10 protein-coding genes are annotated in these 19,262 nt (G+C 60.1%); 3 read left to right on the top strand and 7 right to left on the bottom strand.

The window, feature by feature from the left end; all coding sequences use genetic code 11:
- Positions 1-59 precede the first annotated feature (59 nt).
- The 3 genes from DXXMK7_RS10970 to DXXMK7_RS10980 are packed head-to-tail and all read left to right on the top strand — an operon-like array spanning position 60 to position 1,949.
- Positions 60-611 carry a tetratricopeptide repeat protein gene (locus DXXMK7_RS10970; protein ID WP_038919127.1) on the top strand — a complete coding sequence of 184 codons (552 nt, stop codon included), beginning with the start codon at positions 60-62 and terminating at the stop codon, positions 609-611.
- Positions 571-1,149 carry a sigma-70 family RNA polymerase sigma factor gene (locus tag DXXMK7_RS10975; protein ID WP_371205617.1) on the top strand — a complete coding sequence of 193 codons (579 nt, stop codon included), beginning with the start codon at positions 571-573 and terminating at the stop codon, positions 1,147-1,149. Before DXXMK7_RS10970 ends, DXXMK7_RS10975 begins: the two co-directional genes overlap by 41 nt.
- Entirely contained in the window at positions 1,146-1,949 is an 804-nt protein-coding gene (locus DXXMK7_RS10980) for an anti-sigma factor (RefSeq protein ID WP_038919129.1), read from the top strand. The genes DXXMK7_RS10975 and DXXMK7_RS10980 overlap by 4 nt, the downstream gene beginning before the upstream one ends.
- A gap of 82 nt (positions 1,950-2,031) precedes the next feature.
- On the opposite strand, the gene DXXMK7_RS10985 is transcribed toward DXXMK7_RS10980, so the two are convergent.
- From DXXMK7_RS10985 to DXXMK7_RS11015, 7 genes are all read right to left on the bottom strand, one after another.
- Complete coding sequence (locus DXXMK7_RS10985; RefSeq protein ID WP_038919130.1) at positions 2,032-2,607, bottom strand: YceI family protein; 576 nt, start codon at positions 2,605-2,607, stop codon at positions 2,032-2,034.
- A gap of 185 nt (positions 2,608-2,792) precedes the next feature.
- Entirely contained in the window at positions 2,793-4,175 is a 1,383-nt protein-coding gene (locus DXXMK7_RS10990) for a diguanylate cyclase (protein WP_038919131.1), read from the bottom strand.
- Between the two features lie 250 nt (positions 4,176-4,425).
- Positions 4,426-6,471, bottom strand: coding sequence for an exodeoxyribonuclease V subunit alpha (recD, locus tag DXXMK7_RS10995; protein WP_038919132.1), 2,046 nt, complete (start codon positions 6,469-6,471; stop codon positions 4,426-4,428).
- Complete coding sequence (gene recB / locus DXXMK7_RS11000; protein ID WP_038919133.1) at positions 6,468-10,142, bottom strand: exodeoxyribonuclease V subunit beta; 3,675 nt, start codon at positions 10,140-10,142, stop codon at positions 6,468-6,470. The genes recD and recB overlap by 4 nt, the downstream gene beginning before the upstream one ends.
- On the bottom strand, positions 10,139-13,627 hold the full coding sequence (recC, locus tag DXXMK7_RS11005) for an exodeoxyribonuclease V subunit gamma (RefSeq protein ID WP_038919134.1): 3,489 nt from the start codon (positions 13,625-13,627) through the stop codon (positions 10,139-10,141). Before recC ends, recB begins: the two co-directional genes overlap by 4 nt.
- 188 nt (positions 13,628-13,815) lie before the next feature.
- Complete coding sequence (locus DXXMK7_RS11010) at positions 13,816-14,253, bottom strand: type III secretion system chaperone (protein WP_038919136.1); 438 nt, start codon at positions 14,251-14,253, stop codon at positions 13,816-13,818.
- A gap of 36 nt (positions 14,254-14,289) precedes the next feature.
- Entirely contained in the window at positions 14,290-19,167 is a 4,878-nt protein-coding gene (locus DXXMK7_RS11015; RefSeq protein ID WP_038919137.1) for an AvrE-family type 3 secretion system effector, read from the bottom strand.
- Positions 19,168-19,262: the final 95 nt, after the last annotated feature.

Below are 19,262 nucleotides of genomic sequence, written 5' to 3' on the forward strand. Positions count from 1 at the left end.
ATGACCGCTGATGCGTTTACCCATCACTTACACCACGCATTCACCCAGGAGTAAATAAAATGAACCCTGTTTCTTCTTTCCAACTTTCTATCGCTCGCTGTCTAACCATCCCGGTACTGCTATTTTCTTTGCATATCCCGCAGGTCTTGGCTGCGGGCGACGACGATACCAACAGTAAAACGCCGGATTGCCCGGCCGGACAGGTTTATAACAGCGCGACGAAACAGTGTATCCCTGAAAAAACCAGCCGTCTGAGCGACCAGGATAAGACTAACTACGCTTATCACCTGGCTAAAAAAGGCGAGTATCAGGCGGCGCTGAACCTGCTCGATACCCTGAAAAATGGCAATACCGCCGAAGCCTGGAACTACCGGGGTTACGCCACGCGAAAACTCGGGCGTACCGACGAAGGCATCGGCTATTATCAACGCTCGCTGGCGCTCAACCCGAATTATGCCAAAGTACGCGAATATCTTGGTGAAGCGTGGCTGGTGAAAGGCCGCCCCGATCTGGCGCGGGAGCAACTGAAAACGATCGCCAGCCTGTGCGGCCAAAGCTGCGAAGAGTATCGTGACTTACAGGCTGCTATTAACGGGCATCCTGAATCCTGAGTATCACCGCGAGGACAAAAAAATCACTACCAGTGACGTTCGCCAGCAGCTTGCCGCGCATCTGACACGCCTGTGGCGTTATGGTCTGGTGCTCTCGCGCAGTCACGATGTTGCTGAAGAATTAGTGCAATCCACCTGCGTTCGCGCGCTTGAGAAGAGCGCGCAATTTACGCCGGGAACCCGCATCGATAGATGGTTGTTCTCCATTCTTCACTCCATCTGGATTTCCGATCTGCGCGCCAGCCGTGTGCGTATGGGGCAAGGATTTGTCGAAAGCGATGAGTTGCCGGCGCCGGACACCCACGCGCTGAATGACGATCGCCGGCATTACCAGAAAATCATGCAACGGGTAAACGCGCTTCCTGAAGCGCAGCGCAACGCCATATTTTTAGTTTATGTCGAAGGGTTTACCTATCAGGAGGCGGCAGACACGTTATCGGTACCGATCGGCACGATTATGAGCCGGCTGGCGGCGGCACGAACAATTCTGGCCAAATCGGTTGACGCCCAGACGCCCGCGAAGGAAAAACGTTCATGAGAACAATAAATTTTACGCCCCCCTACAGTGACGAGGCTATCGTCGCCTGGCTTGACGGCGAGATGAATGACACCGACGCGCAGCAGTTCGAGCAGTGGCTCAGGAATGACGATCAGCTTGCCGAACGCATCGCCAGGCTGCAAAAAAGCGATCTGGCGTTTAAAGAAGCCTTCGCACCTTTACTTGATGACGCGCCCCAGGCCCGGATGCAGAATCGACTTGAGCAACTGCTGGCGGCGACTCCCGTCGTGGGAGAAACGCCGCCTCGCATCGGGGTTAGCCGCCGTTCGCTGATTGCCGCCTCGCTCAGTTTTCTGGTGATTGGCTCAGGGTTGGGCTATCTGGCGCGCCCCGCCTCGGCTGTTCGTAACGATAGCGAGAAAATTCGCGATCTTGAGGCCCAATACATGTCACTGTACAGCGCGGAAACACTGCTCGACATGGACAGTTCATCGTCCGCTCTGGCTCGGGGGCTGGCGCGTACCGCGCAGGACATCGGCATTCATCTGAACGAACAGCAGCTCGCTATTCAAGGCGCCGAGCTGAAAATGGTACGTATGCTGCGCTACGACAGCACCTCAATCGCCCAGATTGCCTGGATGCATGCCGATTACGGGCCGATGGCATTGTGCATCTCCCCGGAGCAGCAGCGAAGCGCAACGGCGATCAACAATGAACAACGGCATGGAATGCATCTTGCCTGGTGGCATACCGGAGGCTATCAGTTCGTATTGATCGGCCGCAATCCGGTCTCACAACTGGCCGATAGCGCGCTCAGATTGCAGACGTCACTGACATAACGCGGCCCTTCCCTCCACGCTGCAACAGCCAAAGCGCGAAGGGAGGGCTGTTATAAGGACGGACTGTTATAAGGGAGGACGGTTATAATGCGCGTCGGACTTGCGCCTGAAGGTCAATATTAATCGCGACCTTGTCATCCACCAGCGCCGTAAACCGATCCATATTAAAGGCCGAACGTGAAATAGCGGTTGTCGCATGGAGAAACAACGTCCCCCCCGCCGGCGATGCGCCGCCATATTCCTCCAGCGTCGCCTCCAGAATGACCGGACGCTGAACGTTTTTGACGGACAGCGAACCAAACACGCGAAAGTGACCATGCCCTTGCGCCACCACTCTGCTGCTGGTGAAAACAATCCAGGGGTAGTGTGTTGCATCAAAAAACAGGCCGCTTTTCAGCTGATAGGTCAGCAGGCTGTTGGACGCTTCGAGCGTCGCGACGGGGATTTTCACTTCAATACGGTCATCGATTTCTTTGGCGGAATCCAGCATAACGTCCCCGGTTACGCCATCCAGATACGCCTGTGACGTACCGCCAAATGCGCGCCATGAAAGCTTAATGACGGTTTTATTGGTTGAAATAGTATAGTTGAGCGGCGTTGCGTGAAGCGTTGGACTTATCAGCAGCCCGGCGGCCACGACGGAAATGATGCGCATCATAACGGGAATCTCCTCAAAGCAGACAACGCGTAAACGCTTCAAGAAGCTGATCTATTCATTCCCCAGCCAAACAAACAAAACCGACCGCATCAAAGCCAGGCATTCGCCGTAACGTTAAACCATGCGCTAATCGTCTTCACCACGGCAAACGTAACGATCCCGGTTGGCGGGACCGGCATTTTGCGTTAATTAAATATCTCGATTCGATTGCGGCCGTTAGCTTTGGCCTGATACAACGCACTGTCAGCCTTTTTGATAAGCTGCTGATAATCGGGGTGGTTATCGAACTCGGCAATCCCAACGCTGATGGTCACCGATACCCCCTGTTCCGCCATTGCCGGAATAGACAACCCGGCGACCATTTGACGAATCGAATCAAAGATCATGGAAGCTTGCTGCGCCTGGGTTTCGACCAGCAACACCATAAACTCTTCGCCGCCATAACGAAAAACATAATCGCTGCTTCGCACGCTTTCGTATATTTTCGTCGCGATCGTTTTAAGTGTCAGATTGCCGGTTTCATGCCCGTAACTATCATTGATCTTTTTAAAATGATCGATATCAATCATAGCCAGAATAAAGGGTTTTCCCGAACTGATAGCCAGTGCGATTTCCCGCCGCATAATAGTCGGGATGAAGCGGCGATTGAGCAGATTCGTCAGTGGGTCCTTGCCATTTTCGAATCGGATCAATTCATCAAACATTGAGCACAGAATTGCGTTAACCTGCCCAATTAACTGACGGATGTCGCGTAATAATTGCGTGCGTATTGCTGTATTTTCAACGTGATGGGGAAATGTCTCTCTCACCCGGCTATCCACCTGCCGGATCAATCCCTCCAGCTTTTGCAATAAATCAGGACCATTGAACAAATGCCGGCCTTTATGAAAAAACCACAGACCAAATTCCGATTTTTCCAGCAGGATAATCTCTTCAGACGGCAGCCCGGTCGCCACGTTATAAATGAACTGATTCTCCCAATTCATTAATGCGCCAAGCTGCCGCTCCCTTTCAACATTCACATCATCATAAATCGACAAAATGCGATAGCGTTCCTGATCGCGCATCGCACTTTTGTAACCGGGAGAATACGCGGTTGTCATGGCCTCAATTGCAGTATCCATAACCAGACTGCTAAAACAGACCGCCTGATTAATCAGTGCGGCATCCAGGTTTCGTTTTCTGGCCAGCAGCTTGAACAGTTCATTTTTCAGTTTACGCGCCCCTCGGGCCACCAGATCGGTCGGAATGCCGATGCGCGCATGAATAACGCCAACCTGCTGCTGCCGTTCCAGCAATACAGATAATGACCCTTTGGCGCTGCCCAATACTGAACGTAGCCAGTGATACATACTTTCACTGAGTTTATCGGCTACTTTTTGGGTATTGAGATAAAGACTGGCCTGTTTATCCTGAAGCATATAGTCGTAAAACACGCTGACCAGCTGACGCAATTCTTCTTCGCATAAATCGCTCAATAATTGGTGAGCGCCAGAAGGAGTCAAATTAACAAGCTCTTGCCACTCAGTGAGCAGCAATTCACTATTATCTCTTTGTTCAGTATGCATTATTAAATTAACAGTAAGTTGTTTTCATTATGTCCTACGACGTCGACTGACAAACTCGTGGCCCCTGTTGACGCCACGGAGTGTACCCAACTTACCTCAAATTCCCAAATGTATTTCAGTGTCAATGTATTATCAAAACTACTTATTTAGATAATAATTCGTTAAAGAATCGCTATATTACGGCACCAATTGTTCCAGACAGGCGGCATCATCGCATAATCCATCATGCCGCCTTAAGAATAACCGCCGTTTATTCCACCAGTCCGCTCACCCGTAATACCCGCCGACCGACCGCTTCCGCCAGCACCGTACTGTGCTCCCCCACGCAGCCGAGGCTGAACGCGTATTTGGCGCGGGTAATGCCGGTGTACACCAGTTCGCGGGTCAGGATCGGACTTAAGGAATCCGGCAGCAGCAAGGCGGTGTGGGCGAATTCCGACCCTTGCGATTTGTGCACCGTCATGGCGAACACCGTTTCCACCGCCGATAATCGCCCCGGCAGCACCCAGCGGATGCCCGATGAACCATCGCCGGCGGGAAACGCCACCCGGGTAGCCCATCCCCGTGAGCCGTCCGGCTGGAGCAGCGGCACCTGTAGGGTGATGCCGATATCGCCGTTCATCAGCCGCTGACTATAATCGTTGCGGGTCACCATCACCGGCCGCCCCGGATACCAGCCTTGCCAGGCCGCCAGCAAGCCGTCCCGATACAGCAGATGGGCGATGCGCTCATTCATACTGTCGACGCCCCACGGTCCGTTACGCAACGCGCACAGCAGTTGGAACTGACCGAAAGCGTCCAGAATCTGCGCCGCCCAGAGGTCGAACTCGCTTTGCGGCGCCGTCAGTTCCGGACGCGTCGAGGCCATCCGTCGCAGGTAGTCGCCGTAGCCCAGCGGCGCAGCCGCAGAGGGCTGCGCGCCGAATCGATCGGCGGCGCCGTCGATAACCCATTCACGCAGCGTGCGGTTATCATTCGCCGTCAACGTCAGGTGCGCCAGGTCGGCATACCCCTGCCGCCAGATCGACGCCAGCGCCGCCACGTCGCCGGCATTCACCGCCTCCGCCAGTTGGCCGATGCCGCTGTGGGTGCCAAAGCGATAGCTGTGGCGCAGCATGGCGATGGATTGATCCAACGCGCTGCCTTGCGGGTCGAGCAGCGAATCGTCCGGCGCCTCTCCCGCGACCTGCCGTAGCCAGTCGCGGGTCTGTGGCAGGTAATGCCCCTGTGCGGCGCGCTGACACAGTTCGCCCATCAACGCGCCGGCTTCTACCGACGCCAATTGATCCTTGTCGCCCAGCAGAATCAGGCGGGAACGGGCCGGCATCGCCGCCAGCAGCGCCGCCATCATCTCCAGATCCACCATCGACGCTTCGTCCACCACCAGCACATCCAGCATCAGCGGGTTATCGGCATGGTGCCGGAAATGCCGGGTATCCGGCCGACTGCCCAGCAAACGGTGCAAGGTCACCACTTCGCTGTTGATCTGTTCCCGGATAGCCTCGCCCTGCGCCAGCCCCTCCAGCGTCAGGCCGGCAATGGCCCCGGCAATCGACTCGTTCAGGCGGGCCGCCGCCTTGCCGGTGGGCGCCGCCAGCCGGATACGCAACGGTTTGCCGTGCTGTTCCAGAGCCAGCGATTGCAACAGCGTCAGCAGTTTCACCACGGTGGTGGTTTTTCCGGTGCCCGGCCCGCCGGTGATAATGCTAAAGGCGCTGCCCGCCGCCAACGCACAGGCCAGTTTCTGCCAGTTGGCAGCGCCGGCCGCGTCGCCAGGAAACAGCGCATCCAGCCGCTGACGCAGCGCCGCTGGCGCTATCGCCGCCCGCAGCGCGTCGTTTTGTTTCAGTTGCTGCGTGATGGCGTGCCGCACATCCTGCTCGTACCGCCAGTAGCGACGCAGATAAAGACGCGCGCCGACCAGCACCAGCGGCGTGCTGCCTTCCCCCGACGATACCAACTGCGGCTGTTGCAACGCCGCCTGCCAGGCCGACAGGGTAACGCCCGCCAGCACCTCCGCCGGACGCGCGATCTTACGGTTTTCGCTACGATCGCCTTCCGGCGGCAACGCCAGCGAAAACCCGCTGTCGGCAAGCGTGGCGTCCAGATCGAGGCACACATGCCCGCGCCCAAGCTGATAGCTGACCAGCGCCGCCCCCAACAGCAGCAAAGGCGACGCATCAGGGCATTCCTGATGCAGGAAGCGCACCAGCGCCCGGTCCAACTCCCGCAACCAGCCGCAGCCCACCCACTGGTCCAGCAACAGGGTTAATTCGTCATGACTGGTCATGTTCATGCCGTCGCCTCCGTTTCGCCGCTAAACAGGCTCTCCAGCGCGTCAATCAGCGCCTTGTCCGGCCGTTGGGCGCAGACGCCGCCGCCCGGCGCCTGACTGCCGCGCAAAAACAGGTATAACGCGCCGCCGACGTGGCGGTCGTAGTCGTAATCCGGCAGGCGGGACTTCAGCAAGCGGTGCAACGCAAACAGATACAACGTCAGTTGCAGATCGTAACGGTGATCCAGCATGGCGCGCGCCATACGCGGTGGGTCATAGTCGGCGGCATCCGCCCCCAGCCAGTTGGATTTGTAGTCCAGCACGTAGTAGCGCCCCTGATGTTCAAACACCAAATCGATAAACCCTTTCAGCATGCCGTTGAGCTGTTCGCGCATCAGCATCGCTCGCGGTTCGCCCGCCAGCGTGGCGGCCCTGACCTGTTGATCCAAGACTTGCGTGTCGACCTGACTGAGCGCAAACCAGAACTCCATTTCCACCTGATACTGCCTCAACCCGGCCAGTGAGACTGCGCTGCCGGGCTGCGTCGGCAGCGCCAGCGGCTGATTGAGCAACGCCATCAGCCAATCGGTAAGCATCGGTATCCACTGTGTCCAGCCTTGCCGGTTACAGCGCCGCGCCACCTGATCCTCCACCCGAGATCGATCCGCCGCCAGAGCGGCAAAGCCCTCTTTTCCGGCCCACTCCAGCAAGCCGTGCAGAAAGCTGCCCGGCGCCGCCCCGCGAGGAAAACTGTACATATCGTGGCCGGTCGGCAACGGCGGCAGACGCTCCGCTGTTGCCTGCGGTTCGCTAAAGGTTTCCTGCTTCGCGCTCTGCACTTCGGGCACGTCGCCCGCAGCAGGCTCACGATATTCGCGGTAATGCCCTTCCGGCGCCAGTTGCAACCCGGAATAGCTGGTAATGCGCCAGCGGTGGCTGCGCATATTCGGCAACGGCGGCTCCTGCCCCAGCGCCGACGTATCCTGTTCAGGGCGGTAAATGTCCTCGTCCGTTTCCGGCAACGGCGTAATCTGGCTGTCCGCGCCGCACCAGGCCGACAACTGTTGCGCCAGCCGCGCCGGGTCTAACGGTTCACCGGCGCCGAGCAGGTAACCGGGCGCGCTTTTTTCCAGCTCTTTCAACGGCGCCATGCCAAGCCACATGGCGTAGCGGGCGCGGGTCAGCGCCACATAAAATTTACGCAGGTCCTCGCCCAGCCGCTCATGGTCGGCGCGTCGCACCGCCTCGTCGCTGGCTGTCAGTTCAAGGCGCGGCTGCCCGTCATCATCATGAAATTTCAGCGGCACATCCCGCTGGCTGACGGCGCGAAACGCGCAGGCAAACGGCAGAAACACCAGCGGATACTCCAGCCCTTTGGACTTGTGGACGGTAACCACCTTCACCAGATCGGCATCGCTTTCCAGCCGCAGTTTCAGGGTGTCGCCGCCGGGGTTATCCGCCTGGCACTGCTCCGCCAGATAGCGGATCAGCGCGTGCTCGCCGTCCAGATGCACGCTGGCCTGTTGCAGCAACTCCGACAGGTGCAGCACATCGGTCAGCGCGCGGGCGTTATCGGCGGCCAGCAACCGGCGCGGCACATCAAATTCCCACATTAGCCGCCGCAGCATCGGCAATACGCCCTGCTGTCGCCAGCAGCTCTGGTAGCGGACAAACTGCATTACCCGGCGTTCCCACTCCTGCTCGTCGTGGTTAAGGCGGTCAAGCGCCTGCCAGCTTAGCCCCAGCGAGGGAGTCGCCAGCGCGGCGCGTAGCAGCCGATCGTTCTCCGGATCGGCGCAGGCCGCCAGCCAGCATTGCAGTTCGCCGGCCTGCGGGCTGTCGAAGACCGACTCCCGGTCCGACAGATACACGCTGCGCACGCCGCGAGCGGACAGTTGCGCGCGCACCGCCATCGCTTCGCGCCCGGTATTGACCAGCACCGCCATGTCCCCTGGTCTGACCGGGCGCAGCGGCTGCCCCGGTACGGCAAAACCGGCCCGACCTTGCCCGCCGAGCTGCAGCAGCCGCACCATTTCGCGGGCGCAACCGGCGGCCATGCGCTGGCGGTATTCCGCCGACGACAGCGGCTGGTCCGTCGCCGGCGTCCAGCAGGTCAGCGCCGCGGCGTCAGCGCCCTCCAGTACCCACGCCTCGTCGCGCCCGTTGGCCTGCACCGGCAAAAACGGCACCGGATTGCCGCCGTCGCTTTGCCGAAACAGAAACGCGCCCGCGCCGTCGGCACGGTTTTCCGCCTGCATAAACACCTGATTGACGGCGCCGACCATCGCCTGAGTAGAGCGGAAATTCGTGCCCAGCGTGTAATGCCGCCCGTCGGTATCGCGGCGAGCGCGCAAATAGGTGTAGATATCGGCGCCGCGAAACGCGTAAATCGCCTGTTTTGGGTCGCCGATCAGGATCAGTCCCTGCTGCGGGTCGTTGTCCGCCACCCGGTACAAGGTATCGAAAATACGGTATTGCAGCGGGTCGGTGTCCTGAAATTCGTCGATCATCGCCACCGGGAACTGACGGCGAATACGCTGCGCCAGCCGCTCGCCGTTGTCGCCGCGCAACGCGGCATCCAGCCGGGTCAGCAGGTCCTGAAACCCCATTTGCGCCCGGCTCTCCTGCTCGTGCTGGAATCGCTGACTTATCCAGCGACAGGCGTGTCTCAGTAACTGACTACGCGGTTCCGGCAGCGCGTCTAACTGCTGTTGCAGCGTCTCCATCGCGGTCAATGCCGGATGTTGCGGCGCCTCTTCGGGGATTTTCCAAACTTCCCGCAGTCCTTGCGGGGTGAGCCGCGTCCAGCCGGTGCCGATATCCAGCGTCGTCTCGTCGCTGGCGGCCCAGTGTTGCAGTTTGTCCAGCCACGGGTCGAAATAGCGGGCCTGCAGCTTGCGACCGTCCGCCTTTTTCTGTGCCACCGCTTCGTTCAGCAGGTCGCGCAACTCGCCGCACCACTGCGGCCAGGGCGCTTTTAGCGCCGCCAGCCGGCGCGTTTTCTCTTCGCGGACTGCGCTGAAAATCTGCGTGGGCAGGTCATCAATGCCGATGTCGTCGGCGTACTCCAGCAGCGGCGTCACGCTGCGATAAAAGCTTTCCGGCGACGGCCAACTATCGCGCAGTTCCAGCACATCGCGGGCATCGAGCGGGAAAAAGAACGTCCGCCAGTAATCGCGCACCACCTCCAGCAGCAAGTCGCTCTGATCGGTTTCCAGCGTCTGGTTAAACAGGCTGCCGCTGTCAAAGGCGTGTTCGCCCAGCATCCGGTTACACCAACTGTGGATGGTGGACACCGCCGCCTCATCCATCCATTCGGCGGCCAGTTGCAATTTGCGCGCGCAGTCCGGCCATTGTTCCGGCGGGTAGTCGGCGCGCAGTTCCTGCAGCAGCGGATCGACCGACTCATCCTTGCCATCCGGCTGAAAGTAAGCGGCCGCCTGCGCCAGCCGGGCGCGAATACGATCGCGCAGCTCGCGGGTGGCGGCATCGGTAAAGGTCACCACCAGTATGTCCGGCGGGTTGAGCGGGCGCGAGAACGCCTGCTCGCCGCCGTGCCCCAGCACCAGCCGCACATACAGCATGGCGATGGTGAAGGTTTTGCCGGTACCGGCGCTGGCTTCGATCAGGCGGCTGCCGGAAAGCGGAAAGCGCAGCACATCCAGCACAGAAGGTAACGCACGCGCCGTCATGACTGGCCTCCTGGTTTTTTATTTTTCGCCGACGCCGCTTTCAGCGTCTGGTACAGCGGCGCCAGCAATAGCTGTGTCCAGCGGGCGAACTCGCCATTGGCCCACAGTTGGTCGAAATTCGGGAAAGCCCGCGCCAGATAGGCGTTAGACGCCGACTCGGCAAACTTGCGGTTGGCGGGATCATGCTCGTCGTAGCACTGGCGCGCCGCCTTGCCCGCCTCGCCGTCCGGCGGTTGATCCGGCTCTCCGCCCGCCTCCAGCCAGCGAAATCCGGTCTTCACCGCCAGCGGCAGCGGGTAACGCATCCCCTCCCGCCAGGCCTCCACCAGCGTCTGCCAGTAGGCTTTCGCCTGCTCAGGCTCCAGCGCCGGCAGGTGAACGGTGCCGTTCTTGCTGACCAGCGTGCTGTGCAACGGTTGTCCGCCAAGGTGCCCGGCCAGATGCGCCACCCAGAACGGCACCAGCTTGTCGAGCCGATAGCTGCGACGCGTGGCATGCAGCAACCCGCCGCTTTCCAGCACCAGCCGGCACCGGTTGCCCTGCTCGTCGACGCGCAGCTCGTTCAGCCAGTCTTCCAGCGGGATATCGGGTAGCGATAGCGGTTCGTCAGGCGACGACTCCGGCCATTTTTCCCGTTCCTGCTCATAACGGGTGAACAGATCCGCCATCGGCTCCGCCAAATCCTGCTCCAGCACCGCGGTAAAGCCGCCCGGCGCCAGTTCGCCGCGCCGGGCGATGCGCGCCAGTTGTTCCGTCAGCGCCTGTTCACGGGGAATATGCTGGCGCAACGCCGCTTGCTGCACCTGAATCAGCTCATGTTGCAGGCGCCAGTTTTCCAGCGCATCAATGGCAAACGGCTCCTGATCCTGACTGGTGGCGTCTTCCTGCTCGAACCAGACGTTAAGGCGCAGACGGAAGAAACTGCGCACCGGGTCGCGGACAAAATCCGCCAGCTGACGCAGCGTCAGCACGCCATCCTGCCGATACTCGTCCAGCGCAGCATCCGCCATCGACACTTCCTGCGGCAACAGACCGGCGCGCCATTCGCGGGCATAGCTGAACAACGGGCTACCGGCGGTAAAATAATCCGGGCTGAATGGCTGTAACCGGTGTTCCACCGTCAGCTCCGACAACACCGCCTGCCCGTCGGCAGTCTGCCAGCCGTTGCTCAGATGGTCGCGCAACTGCGCCACCAGCACCGAGGGCGGCCGCTCGCTGTTATCGTGGATACTGCGCCCGACCCAACTGATATACAGTTGCTCGCGCGCCGACAACAGCGCCTCCAGAAACAGATAGCGGTCGTCTTCGCGTCGGGAACGGTCGCCGGGGCGGTAATCCTGCCCCATCAGGTCGAAATCCAGCGGCACCCGGTTGCGGGGATAATCGCCATCGTTCATGCCCAGCAGGCAGACGTGGCGAAACGGGATGGCGCGCATCGGCATCAGCGTGGCGAAGGTGACGGCGCCGGCAAAAAACGGCTGGGTCAGGCTCGACTGCTCAAACAGCCCCAGCCAGTGCTCCCGCACCACCGACAGCGGCAATGCCTGTTCCAGCGCTACCGACTCGCAGGCCTCCAGCCAATTCTGCAACCCTTCATCCAGTTGCAGCAGCATGAAGCCGTCTTCGCCCTCATCCGCCGCAAAAAACGTGTTCAGCAGCGCGCGTAACCGCTCGCCCCATTGCACCGGCGTCGCGGGCTGACAGAGCTGCTGCCAGCTGTAATCCAGCCGGTCGAGCAGCAACGCCAGTTGACCGGCCAGCACCGCATCCAGCCCGCCGATTTCATCCAGCGGTTCAATATCCCGCCAGGCGTCGCCGGCGCCCACCGCGTACCCCAGCAGCATGCGACGCAGGCCGAAAAACCAGCTGTTCTGTTCCGGCGCGTCCGGCAGGTCGAGGCTCTGACGCTGGCGGGCATGCAGCCCCCAGCGCACGTTGGCGGCTCGAATCCAGCGTTGCAGCAGCGGCAACTGCTCTTCGGTGATGGCAAACCGCTGGCGCACCGCCGGCACCTCCAGCAAATCCAGCACGTCGCTCACCGCCACGCGCGACTGCGGCAAATTCAACAACCGCTCCAGCGCCGCCAGCAACAGGTTGTTCTGACGCGGTCCGCGGTCCGCTACGCTGAACGGGATATAACGCGGGTCCTGCCGGTCGATCAGCCCAAACACCGCCTGAATATGCGGCGCGTAGCCGTTGATGTCCGGCACCATCACAATCACATCGCGCGGGCGCAGCGTCGGGTCGGCGGCAAACGCCGCCAGCAGTTGATCGTGCAGCACTTCCACTTCACGCTGCGCGCTATGCGCGACATGAAAACGGATCGAACAGTCCTGATGCGGATCGATGGCCGGCCAGCGCGCCCGGCTTTCCGCCAACGGACGCAAATCCCGAATGTCTTCCTGCAGTTGATTGAGCAGGCAGCCTTCGCCGTTGCTGTCGAACAGATCAATGCGTGAAATCAACGGCTGCAACAGCGGTTCGTACTGCTCGCGCTGGTCGTATTCATCCAGCAGGCCGATGTAATCGCGCCCTTGTTTACCCCAGGCCGCCAGCAGCGGGTGGGCATGCTGATGCAGTTCTTCCAGCGCGATGACCTCCGGCATACCGGGTTTGCGTTGCTGGCGGGCGCGTTCGGCGCGCAGCAGATCCTTGTCGGCAATGATGTTGCCCCAATAGTGCTCGCACGGGTTATGCACGCACATGAATATCTGGGTCCAGCGGCCGATGGCCGCCAGCAGTTCCAGCGCCTGCTGCGGCAGTGATGAAATACCGAATACCATCACCCGGGACGGCAATCCCGCCGGTCGGTCGGCGTCTCCCCGCCGCTGTACTTCATCCAGAAAACGCCGGTGCAACGCCGCACGGCTGGTGCCGGACAGCGCCTCGCCGGTATCCTGCAACAGCGCCCGCCACAGCAGGGGCTGCCAGCGCTGATCGTCCGGCAATGGCTCCACGCCGCGCCGGCTGGTCGCCAGCACATCATGCCCGGCGGCCCACTCCGCCAGCCAGTCGGCGCGATACACCTGATACTGGTCAAACAGATCGGCCAGCCGCTCAGCCAGTTGGTAGCGCTTGCGCAAGTCGGCGTCCTGCTGCAGAAAGCGCGCCAGCGCGGCAAATTCAGGCTGGGCGAGCAGACCCGGCAGCAGCCGCAGCAGCCGCCACACCAGCAGGGATTTATCGAACGGCGAAGTTTCCGGCACCTGTTCCTGACCCAGCACCGCACGGTAAACCTGCCAGAAAAAGCGCGACGGCAACTGCACATCCAGCGCCGCCGCGACGCCGCATCCGCCGTCGCGGGCATCGCGCGCCAGCGCCAGTTTCAGCCACTGTCCGATGCCGTTGCTCTGAACCAGAATCAGCTCGTTTTCCAGCCCGGCCAGCGGATTGGCCGCCATCCACGACACCAACACGTCGCGCAGGGCTTCAGGATGGTTGCTGTGGATCGCCATCAAACCGGGTTGTAGCCTGTTTTTGCTCATCGCTCTCTCTGCTCGTTGCCACACCGGTGTACCGAATAACGGTACAATCAGTAAATATCTTAGCATTCATGAGATTGGCTGGGGTACTGTGAAGCGAGTCAGGGAGAAACCGGTCAGGCTCAGGACGCCTGACCGGCGTGATGTTCCTGATACGGCGGTATCAGGGGCGTGCGTTGTCGGCAGTGAGGTCAGGCGGCGTTAGCCTGCGCCAGCGTCTGTTCGATAAAGGTACGGGTTTCTTCAACCTGCCGGATATAGCCGTTCAGCAGCGCGCTGAAACCGGCGTCATCCAGCTTGTCGAGCGGATACTGACTGCACAGGCGTAAATTGTCGTACTCATCCAGCGCCAGCCAGCAACCGCGCATCGCCGCCATCTCGAAATTGAGCAGCAGCATCAGGCGGTAGATAGCCGGTCGGTCTTCGCCTTTCAGGCTAATCAACTGGCAGTGCAGCAACAGGCTGTCGCTTTGCCCCGGCACCTCAATCACCGCCGCTTCCCGACCGTCCGCGCCGTTCAGTACACAGATGCCGTTATTCAGCGTCAGACGGGTTTTATTGAACTGGCTGAAATGTTGCAGCAGCCGCGCCGCCAGTTGTTGTGCTGAGGTTTGTCGTGCTGATGTCATCGCTTTGCTCCTGTGGTTTTTCGTTCCGTTGCCGTATTACTGTTTCGCCAGCGTGATGCCCTGCTGGTGCATATGATTGACCGCCTGAGAGACTTCCGGGTTGGCTTTGGCGATCGCCCCTTCCAGACTGAAGCTGCTCGGGCTGTTCTGGTTTTGACCGTAGCTGAAATTGATCTTGCCCAGCAGCTTGGTCATGCTGACGTCAGCGCTACTGCCGGCACTGACAATCGGCAGCGGGAACGCCAGCCCTTCCTTGTTTTTCACCGTCTGGGTGAAATCGATGGATTTGATGCGCAGGTTGTTGCTGTCGCGGAAAATCGCCGCGATGTCATCCTTGCCCAGCGTATTGTTCTGAATGCCTTTTTCGACTTTGGTTTTCACCTCGTCTTTCAGCTCCAGGCTGACGCCGGCGGTGGCGTTGGTCAGCGACTGCATCTTCTGCACCACGGCTTTCAGCGCCGGGTTTTCCTCCATGAAGCCATGAATACGCTCGGCGTTGGTCGGCGGCAGGTTATCGCTGACCAGCTTACGCAGCGCATGGAAAATACCGTTGCTGTCAAGTTTCGACAGGTTGGCGTAAGTCGTGCTGTAGCTGGCGCTATCCAGCGTCGCCCCCTGTTTTTCCGCCGCCTCATGTTGCCGGGTTTTGGACTGCAATCCCTGAATGGCGCCGTACTGCGCATCGCCCGCCGGGGTTTTAGCCTCAAAATGTTTATTGAGGATCGCCAGTTTTTCTCCGGTGTCCGTCAGGTCTTTCACCCCTTTCAGCACCTGTTGCGTTTCCGGATCGGCGAAGTTTTTCTCCAGCGATGAAATCAGGCTGTCCATGTCCTTGCCCTGCAGCGGCTGGGCCGGTTTCATCTGCATACTGATGCTGTGGTTGGTTTTGGTATCCACCGTCATCGTGATGGAGGCGTTGTTCGTTATCGGCGCGGTCCACGAGCCGCTCGGCGTAGGATTGGTGATGCCGGCGAACGCCGTGGCATTGGCGCTCACGTTGACCTGGTTCATAAAGCGGGCCCGGTTATTGGTGGTGGCGTTCTGCTCGGTGAACTCGCCGCGTACCGTACTGTGCTCATGACTTGCCGACATCAGGTTCGCCCCGGCGCCCACCCCGACGGAAAGTCGGCCTGCCGACGTCGGCACTTTGCCTTTTTGCGCCGCGCTGGGTTTATCCGCCAGATTGACCTCGGCGCGCGCATCGGCTGTCAGCGCGGCATCCAGATCGAATTTAATCGAGAACCCCTCTTTCACCCGGTGGTCATTGCCCTTGGCGACCAAATCCAGCGGGTTCACCTTGCCCTCTATCAGATTGTCGATAAAACCGGGCAGTTCTTTTTCGCTCAGCGTAAACTTCAGGCCGTTTTGCTGTACGGTCCCCACCCCGGCGTTGACGCTGCCGCCAAAGCGGACATCCAGCGCCAGCGTGTGTTTTTTATCATCAAAATCAAAGCCTTTCTTGGCGTCATTCGGCGACTGACCGGTCGCCACTCCCACTTTGGCGTTCAGCCCGCCGTTGCGCCCGAAGTTGACGTCAATGCCGTTTTCGCCGCGGCTAAAACTGAGGCTGTAGGCGCGGTCGCCGGTGACGCCGCCGCTGGGGATAATCGGGAACGCGGTGGCGTTGAGCATCACTTTGGCTTTGGCCGGCACATAGGCCGTGCTGGCCCCGGCGTTATAGTTACGGTTCACCGCCAGACTTTCACCGTTATCCAGCGACAGAATGGTGTCCTTCAGCTTGCTCGCCAGCCCCGCTTTATCGCTCGCTTCCAGCGTGGTACGGGCAGTCAGGTTCACCGCGCTCTTGTCATTGCCAAACGCCTGGGTAAAGGTTTTCACCGCATCGTAATCGGCTTCCAGCGCGCCAAAACGGGTAAAGCCCATATCGGTGATCTTTTTCACCTCGTTGCCGCCGTACTGCTGGTCGCGCAGCTCGCCGAGCGCCGCCTGAATCGGTTTCAGGTCAGCCGCGGTCGGCTGTTTGCCGGACAACGTTTCCAGCTTGTCGACGACGCGGTGCAGATCGCTCGCGGTCATCACATCCAGCGCCAGACGGGACTTGGTCAGCGCCATCGCATCCCCCAGATCGCGGCGCGGCCCGGTCGCCACCTTGTCGCTCTGGTAACTCATGTCGACTTTCTTATCCACAAAGGCGTTCAGCAATTCCCCCGCCTTGCTGTCTTTGGACAAAGGCGCCGCGTTCATCACCGTCGACAATGCCACGCTCAGGTCCTTGCCGGAACGCTTGTCGTTCATGGATTGCACGACCGCTTTGAAGGCCGACGGCTTGAATTTTTCGTTCACCTCGCCGCTGTTTTTTAGCACGCCCTGATGTTTACCCAGCAGGGTCGCGGACTTGGCGGCGCTCATTTCCAGATCGTTCTGGAACGATTTCAGTTCCGCCATCAGCGGCTTGCCCGCCTCGCCCAGATCGAGTTTCTCCATTCGGCTTTGCAGGTCATCGCGTTTGGGGCTCCAGGTATGGGATGACACCGCCTGTTCCAGCTTTTTGAACATATTCGCCTGCGCGTCATAGACCGATGACAACCCGTCGCGCCCCTTTATCTGATGCTGGGCGGCGTCAATCGGCTTTCTCGCCATCTCTTTGGCGGTTTCTTTGACATAAGCGCCCAGGAAGTCGCCAAAATTGCTGTTGAGCTTATGGTTTTCCATACCGGATCGCCCCAGAACCTGCGCCTCCACTTTCCCGGTGAGATTCGTCAACGGAATGCGGGCCGCGTGGGTGCCGCCAGCCAGACGGTCATAGGTGGTTTCAGCCGCACGCGGCTGACTGCCGGCGGTGTGCGCCTCTGGCACCGTGGTTTTCCAGCCGCCCTGAGTCAGTTGGTGCTGCTGATGACCATCTTCGGAGATCGCCGGTTCATGATTTTTGGTGGTGGACAGGTGTTCGGCTTTGACATTGTCAGGCAACGTCACCGGTTGCCACTGGGCATTGGCGCGCGCTTCGGCGTTACCCTGTAACGCCTGTTTATCCAGTTTGAATAACTGGCCGTCCTTATTCAGGGCAAACAGATTCTGATCCTTATCCAGCGCCAGATCCTTCACCTCGCCGCTCAAACCGGCGGTCGGCAGTGGCTGCGGCGGTACCGCCGCGCGCTGCAGGCCGGGTTTGTTGAGGTGCAACTGCAACTCGCCCTGATCGTTAGCGGTGACGAACTTGTTGCCATCCACCACCGCCAGCGCGGTGGCGCCGCTGTTTTTATCCAGCCCCGGCAGCGGGTCGCCCGCCGACGGCGAATTGCGCCCCTGCGTCACGGCAAACACGTTATTGTCGCCGTGGGTGACGCTGTCCGCCTTCTGGTTGATGGACAGCTTCTTCACCTGCCCGTCATCCAGCACATACGCCTGATTATCCAGACCGCGTTTCAACTGGCTGGCGCCGACGTCGGTTTTGGTCCAGTTCTGGGTGGTGCCGTCAAGGTAGTGGACTTTGCCTTCATGCAACGCCATGGTGCCGAGCCGCCCCATGTCCATCACATCGTGGGGCTGCGGCCGCGCCGGATTCAACCCGGCCTTGTTATCCACCACCAGCGCGTCGCTCAAGTTCCAGCCGGGTTTGAATCCTTCGGTTTCCCCCGGTTTACTACCGTCAGCCAGAGGCGCCAGATGCTTCTGACCGGCGGCGTCGTTGACCAGCGCATGCATCGTGCCGTGCTCGCCGGCCACAAACCCCTGCACCTTATGGTTATCGCCAAACGCCGCCTCCAGCGCCGGGCTATGGTACGGTTCCAGTTTGACGATGTTGCCGCCATCCTGCGGCAGTTTGCCGGCGAAAACCTTACCTTCGTCATCGGCGACAAACAGCCGATTGCCTTCCAGCCCAACCGCTTTGGCGTTCACCTGCTCGCTGCCGCGCGCCAGCGCCACCTGACCGTCCAGTTTCAGGTCGAGCGTTTTGTGGTCCGCGGCGGGCGCATCCGCTTTCGGCAGCAGATGAATCTGCGTGGTGCTGTTGTCTTTCTCCGTCAGCACCGCCACATTGCCCTGCGCATTGGCTGAGAACGACTTGATTTTGTCGGCAAACGGCGCCGAATCGAGCCCCGCCGACAGGTTAGCCAGCGTCTTGTCATCTTTGACGGCATACAACTTGCCATCCGCCTGCCCGGCAAGCTGGCCGTGCGGCGTATCGCTTTTCTTCTCCCACACCTGATCGGCGTTCAGGCTGTAAAGCGCCTTGTCATGTATTTGCAGTTTTTCATTGCCGTGCGCCGGATCGGTATGCACCCCGGTCAACTGCGCCTGCGCGGCCTGACCGGGCTGCGGCAGGTTGATGGTGTTGACGCCGCTGTGATTGACGACAGACGCGCGCACGTGGGTGTCATCCATCCCCAGCGTGTAGCTGGCCTTATTCTTACCCGACAGCGCCTCGCCGGCTTTGCCGGCCTGCGTCGGCGTGCTGGTGTGCAGCGCCACAAAGCTGTCGCCGGATTGTTGCAGGCTGAACAGACGGCCGCTTTTGTCCATCAGCAGATGCTGGCTGCCGTCCTCCGCGGCCTGATGCGCCACAAACGGCTGGCTGTTTTTGCCTATTGTCTGCGACAGCAGCGTTTTCAGGTGATCGGACACCCCATCGCCCAACGTAAGCTGGCCCTTTTTATCCAGCGACACCAGGTCTTTCGCCGAGGCGGGCGACAGCGCGCGGTCGATAGCCGGCTGCATGTCCTTCAGATTGGGAGAGCGGCCAATCTGCGCGCCTTCGTTTTTTGGCAACGACGGTTGCTGACTGACCTGCGCCATACCGGCATGCATGCCTTCCCGCTGCAATGATGCCGAGGCGGACTGCCCGGGTACCGACGCGCTGCCTTGCGTCAAAGCATGGCTTGCGTTAGCGGCGGCGGGCTGTGTGTCCGTCACCGACTGCTGACGCTGAATATGATTGATATTGCCCAACATTGGCCTTCTCCCGTGTGCTGGATAAATAGGGGTGATGACTGCTGAGTGGTATGCCGCCGCCGTCGGTTCCCGTCCGCCGCGGAATTTCTTTCCGG

This window comes from Dickeya sp. MK7 (genome assembly GCF_000406305.1).
Lineage (GTDB): Bacteria > Pseudomonadota > Gammaproteobacteria > Enterobacterales > Enterobacteriaceae > Dickeya > Dickeya fangzhongdai.

What these genes read in the sequence shown, in the direction of transcription:
- DXXMK7_RS10970 (WP_038919127.1), top strand. Translation starts at nt 60, where the DNA reads ATGAACCCTGTTTCTTCTTTCCAACTTTCTATCGCTCGCTGTCTAACC.
- DXXMK7_RS10980 (WP_038919129.1), top strand. Translation starts at nt 1,146, where the DNA reads ATGAGAACAATAAATTTTACGCCCCCCTACAGTGACGAGGCTATCGTC.
- DXXMK7_RS10985 (WP_038919130.1), bottom strand. Translation starts at nt 2,607, where the DNA reads ATGATGCGCATCATTTCCGTCGTGGCCGCCGGGCTGCTGATAAGTCCA.
- DXXMK7_RS10990 (WP_038919131.1), bottom strand. Translation starts at nt 4,175, where the DNA reads ATGCATACTGAACAAAGAGATAATAGTGAATTGCTGCTCACTGAGTGG.
- recD (WP_038919132.1), bottom strand. Translation starts at nt 6,471, where the DNA reads ATGAACATGACCAGTCATGACGAATTAACCCTGTTGCTGGACCAGTGG.
- recB (WP_038919133.1), bottom strand. Translation starts at nt 10,142, where the DNA reads ATGACGGCGCGTGCGTTACCTTCTGTGCTGGATGTGCTGCGCTTTCCG.
- recC (WP_038919134.1), bottom strand. Translation starts at nt 13,627, where the DNA reads ATGAGCAAAAACAGGCTACAACCCGGTTTGATGGCGATCCACAGCAAC.
- DXXMK7_RS11010 (WP_038919136.1), bottom strand. Translation starts at nt 14,253, where the DNA reads ATGACATCAGCACGACAAACCTCAGCACAACAACTGGCGGCGCGGCTG.
- DXXMK7_RS11015 (WP_038919137.1), bottom strand. Translation starts at nt 19,167, where the DNA reads ATGTTGGGCAATATCAATCATATTCAGCGTCAGCAGTCGGTGACGGAC.